We start from the raw sequence: 4,354 nt of genomic DNA on the forward strand, positions 1-4,354 counted from the left end.
GGTGCACCCAGGAAGATTCGAACTTCCGACCGCTCGGTTCGTAGCCGAGTACTCTATCCAGCTGAGCTATGGGTGCATAGTAAATGGCGGTGAGGGAGGGATTCGAACCCTCGATACAGCTTTTGACCGTATACTCCCTTAGCAGGGGAGCGCCTTCAGCCTCTCGGCCACCTCACCATACGCTTCTTTCGAATTGTACCTGACTTGCTTTTGAAGAAGCTCATCGGCACTGCGTGGCGCACATATTACTTTCCCGCACTTATAAGTCAAACAATTTTTCCCAACTCACGTTCATTTGCACAATTCACACACAACATGACCAGTTTGACGTCAAAAAGAGTGTTTTATCAACAGGCAAGATAGTGTTTATTACGGCGTAATTCGATAGAGGAAAAAATAAAACTCTCACCACCGGCCAATTAAAGAGATTGAAAATAGAAAATTATTGCAGGGAGAAGAAGGTAAAAAGGAGATAAAACAGCAGAACTGAGGAGAATAGACAGCAGTAGCGCCTCGTGTAACACGAGACGCTGCTTCAAAATCAGTAAGTCGTCGGTTGAGACTTTTCTGCTTGGATGCGCTGGTAGATCTCTTCACGGTGAACAGAAACCTCTTTCGGAGCATTTACACCAATTCGAACTTGGTTGCCTTTAACCCCTAATACAGTAACCGTAACCTCATCGCCAATCATGAGTGTTTCACCAACTCGACGAGTCAGAATAAGCATTCTTTGCTCCTTGAAAAATTAAAAGAGTCGGGTCTCTCAGTTTCCCCGCCATTATCCATCATACACCGTGAAAACGTAAGCCATCACATTCACATAAAATGTAAGTAGCTTGGTCGAGTCTCTAACTAATACAAGTTTAGCTGAAGCAAACAACTTTGCGTTTAACTTTGTTTTCGAACTATGACATGAAAATTGAAAAACGCCATACCCAGCATAGAGATATGGCGTATTGATTTAATAGGTCATTACTTGCTTATAACCGGGAAGCTACCCAAGCGTCTACGCTTGCCAATGCCGCTGGCAATGCCAGAACATCAGTACCACCCGCTTGTGCCATATCAGGGCGTCCACCGCCTTTACCGCCCACTTGTTGGGCAATATCTGCGATTAACTCACCTGCTTTTACTTTTCCGGTAAGATCTTTGGTTACACCAACAATCAGGCTGACCTTATCATCCGCTGTCGTTGCCAGCACAATAATGGCCGACCCCAGTTGATTTTTAAGATCATCAACCATGGTACGCAGCATTTTTGGTTCAACATTGTCTAACTGACTAACGAGTAACTTCACGCCGTTAACCAATTTCGCACTTGATGACAATGACGCACTTTCTTGAGCGGCTTGTTGATCTTTCAGTTGCTGGAGTTCACGTTCCAGCAGTTTACTGCGATCCAACACTGCGCGGACTTTATCTGCCAAATTATGGGTATCACCTTTCACCAGATGAGCAACATCCGCCAGCAGGTCAGTTTGCTGGTGTAGCAGTGCAATAGCCCCCTCTCCAGTGACCGCCTCGATACGGCGGATACCTGCCGCCGTACCTGATTCAGACAGGATGCGGAACAAGCCAATATCACCAGTGCGGCTGGCGTGAATACCGCCACACAGCTCAGTTGAGAAATCGCCCATAGTTAATACTCGTACCTGGTCGTCGTATTTCTCACCAAACAGGGCCATCGCCCCTTTTTCTTTGGCTGCATCCAGTTCCATCACTTCTGTCTGGACTGGCAAGTTACGACGAATCTGCTCGTTGACCAGATCTTCTACCTGACGAATTTGTTCTGGCTTCATCGCTTCAAAATGAGAGAAGTCAAAACGCAAATACTTGTCGTTAACTAACGAGCCTTTCTGAGCAACGTGCTCACCCAGCGTTTTACGCAATGCCGCATGCAGTAAATGGGTTGCGGAGTGGTTCAACCGAATGCGGTTACGACGTGCGACGTCAACCTGAGCATCAATACTGTGGTTAACTCGCAGAGTGCCTTGAGTCAATTGCCCCAAGTGACCGATAGCCTGACCGTATTTCTGAGTGTCCGCTACCACGAAGGTGGCGGTAGCATTTTTAAGTTCGCCTTTGTCACCAACCTGACCACCAGACTCACCATAAAATGGTGTTTGATTCAAGACAACAGCTGCCTCTTCGCCGGCATTAATTTCATCAACGGCTACCCCGTTGCGGAACAATGCGGTAACGGTAGCTTGTTGATGAACATGGTCATAACCCGAGAACTGGCTCGCGCTATCAACACGGATCATACTATTATAATCTGCACCAAAACCACTGGATTCGCGGGCACGACGACGCTGGGCTTCCATCGCTTGTTCAAAACCAGCTTCATCCACTTTCAGATTACGCTCACGACAAACATCAGCAGTTAAATCAACCGGGAAGCCGTAAGTATCATATAAGCGGAAAGCCGTCTCACCGTCGAGGGTGTCACCGGTCAATTTACTGAGTTCTTCATCCAGCAGGGCTAAGCCACGCTCTAAGGTGCGCGCAAACTGCTCTTCTTCAGTTTTCAGAACTTGTTCAACCATCGCCTGCTGTTGTTTCAATTCAGCAGCAGCAGACCCCATCACGGCAATCAACGGAGCAACTAATTTGTAGAAGAAAGTCTCTTTAGCCCCCAACATGTTGCCATGGCGAATAGCGCGGCGAATAATACGACGCAAAACATAACCACGGTTTTCATTTGACGGGATAACCCCATCAGAAATCAGGAAGGCACAAGATCGAATATGGTCAGCGATGACACGCAGCGACTTGCTGGAAAGATCGGTTGCACCAGTGGCTTGCGCCACCGCTTTAATCAAATCGCGGAACAGGTCAATCTCATAGTTAGAATTAACGTGTTGTAATACCGCAGCAATACGCTCAAGCCCCATACCGGTATCAACCGAGGGCTTAGGCAATGGCAGCATAGTGCCATCTGACTGGCGGTTAAACTGCATGAAGACGAGGTTCCAGATCTCAATATAGCGATCGCCATCTTCTTCTGCCGACCCAGGAGGTCCGCCCCAGATATGGTCACCATGATCAAAGAAAATCTCTGTGCATGGACCACATGGGCCGGTATCACCCATTTGCCAGAAGTTATCTGACGCAAAAGCACCACCTTTGTTATCACCGATACGAATGATACGTTCACGAGGAACACCAACGTCGTTAGCCCAGATTTCATAGGCCTCATCATCGGTTTCGTAGACGGTTACCCAAAGTTTTTCTTTTGGTAAGTTAAACCACTGTTCGCTGGTCAATAATTCCCAAGCAAAACTGATAGCATCATGTTTGAAATAATCACCAAAGCTGAAGTTACCCAACATTTCGAAAAATGTGTGATGACGCGCGGTATAACCTACGTTTTCCAGATCGTTATGCTTACCACCTGCACGCACACAACGTTGAGAGGTCGTTGCACGAGAATAAGCCCGTTTATCCAAACCTAAGAAAACGTCCTTGAACTGGTTCATCCCCGCATTGGTAAACAACAGCGTCGGGTCATTATTGGGAACCAAAGAGCTGCTTGATACAACCTGGTGTCCCTTGCTATGGAAGAAATCGAGAAACGCTTGACGAATCTCAGCGGTGCTCTTGCTCATAATTGCCCCGGAAACAAGCTAAAAGAATGGCCCGCAAGCATATTGCGCATCAATTATTGATAACGCAGTGGGTAAGCTCACGAACAAAAAGTGGGAATAAGATAAATTTTCTTCGAGGGGAAGTAAAATCCCGCGTGCATTCATTCGACAAAATCATTGTAAATCGACTGAATTTCTTCTTGGAAGAAGCCACGATAGAGGAGATAACGCTGAACTTTCGCCTTTTCTTTCCACTCAAGAGGTAAAGTTTCACTAAATTTACGCTGTGCGACTTCTTTTGCGAGCAGACACCAGTCGATTTCACTAATTTCAAAAGCAGCTTGAATTAGCTCTTTATCGACCCCTTTTTGCATCAATTCCGAACGGATGCGCTGTGCCCCATATCCTTTCCGACTACGGCTATTAATATAACTGGTGGCAAAGCGGGAATCGTCTAGCCAATCGTGTTGGTAGCAATAAGCAATAACTTGTTCGATAGCTTGAGGATCAATATCTTCGACAGGTTTGCTATTTTCACCGCTGGTGCGCCTGCCCCAATTCCCTTTTGCCGAAAAAGGCTGGGCTGCAAGCTTACGACGCAACTCCGATTCACTATGATCACGCTGAGAGAGTAATCTCATGGCACGGCTTAACAGGTCATTCATATACCCTTCTTACTTGACGTTACTGCTGTGTTAGCGGCTCTCACTCGCCCGAATTACTGACAAGGGTCAGCTCATCGGGACTCATTCGTTGGCTGCCTTGCT

Annotated in this window: 3 protein-coding genes and 2 tRNA genes; all 5 read right to left on the reverse strand. The window is 46.9% G+C overall.

Going from position 1 to position 4,354, the window contains the following annotated elements; translation table 11 throughout:
- Positions 1–2 precede the first annotated feature (2 nt).
- The 5 genes from V1952_RS20270 to recX all read right to left on the reverse strand — a co-directional run bounded on the left by V1952_RS20270 (position 3) and on the right by recX (position 4,252).
- Positions 3–76 (reverse strand) — tRNA-Arg (locus tag V1952_RS20270).
- A gap of 8 nt (positions 77–84) precedes the next feature.
- A tRNA-Ser gene (locus V1952_RS20275) sits at positions 85–177 on the reverse strand.
- Between the two features lie 364 nt (positions 178–541).
- Positions 542–727 (reverse strand): carbon storage regulator CsrA, encoded by a 186-nt coding sequence (gene csrA, locus V1952_RS20280; protein WP_002209449.1) that lies wholly within the window; start codon positions 725–727, stop codon positions 542–544.
- A 253-nt stretch (positions 728–980) separates the two neighbouring features.
- On the reverse strand, positions 981–3,608 hold the full coding sequence (gene alaS, locus V1952_RS20285; RefSeq protein ID WP_420075414.1) for an alanine--tRNA ligase: 2,628 nt from the start codon (positions 3,606–3,608) through the stop codon (positions 981–983).
- A 140-nt stretch (positions 3,609–3,748) separates the two neighbouring features.
- Positions 3,749–4,252, reverse strand: a complete 504-nt coding sequence (recX, locus tag V1952_RS20290) for a recombination regulator RecX (protein WP_083160248.1) — start codon at positions 4,250–4,252, stop codon at positions 3,749–3,751.
- Between the last annotated feature and the right edge of the window lie 102 nt (positions 4,253–4,354).

Source organism: Yersinia sp. 2542 StPb PI, from assembly GCF_048593855.1.
Classification (GTDB): domain Bacteria; phylum Pseudomonadota; class Gammaproteobacteria; order Enterobacterales; family Enterobacteriaceae; genus Yersinia; species Yersinia enterocolitica_E.

Coding starts and splice junctions, on each gene's coding strand:
- csrA (WP_002209449.1), bottom strand. CDS start 727: ATGCTTATTCTGACTCGTCGAGTTGGTGAAACACTCATGATTGGCGAT.
- alaS (WP_420075414.1), bottom strand. CDS start 3,608: ATGAGCAAGAGCACCGCTGAGATTCGTCAAGCGTTTCTCGATTTCTTC.
- recX (WP_083160248.1), bottom strand. CDS start 4,252: ATGAATGACCTGTTAAGCCGTGCCATGAGATTACTCTCTCAGCGTGAT.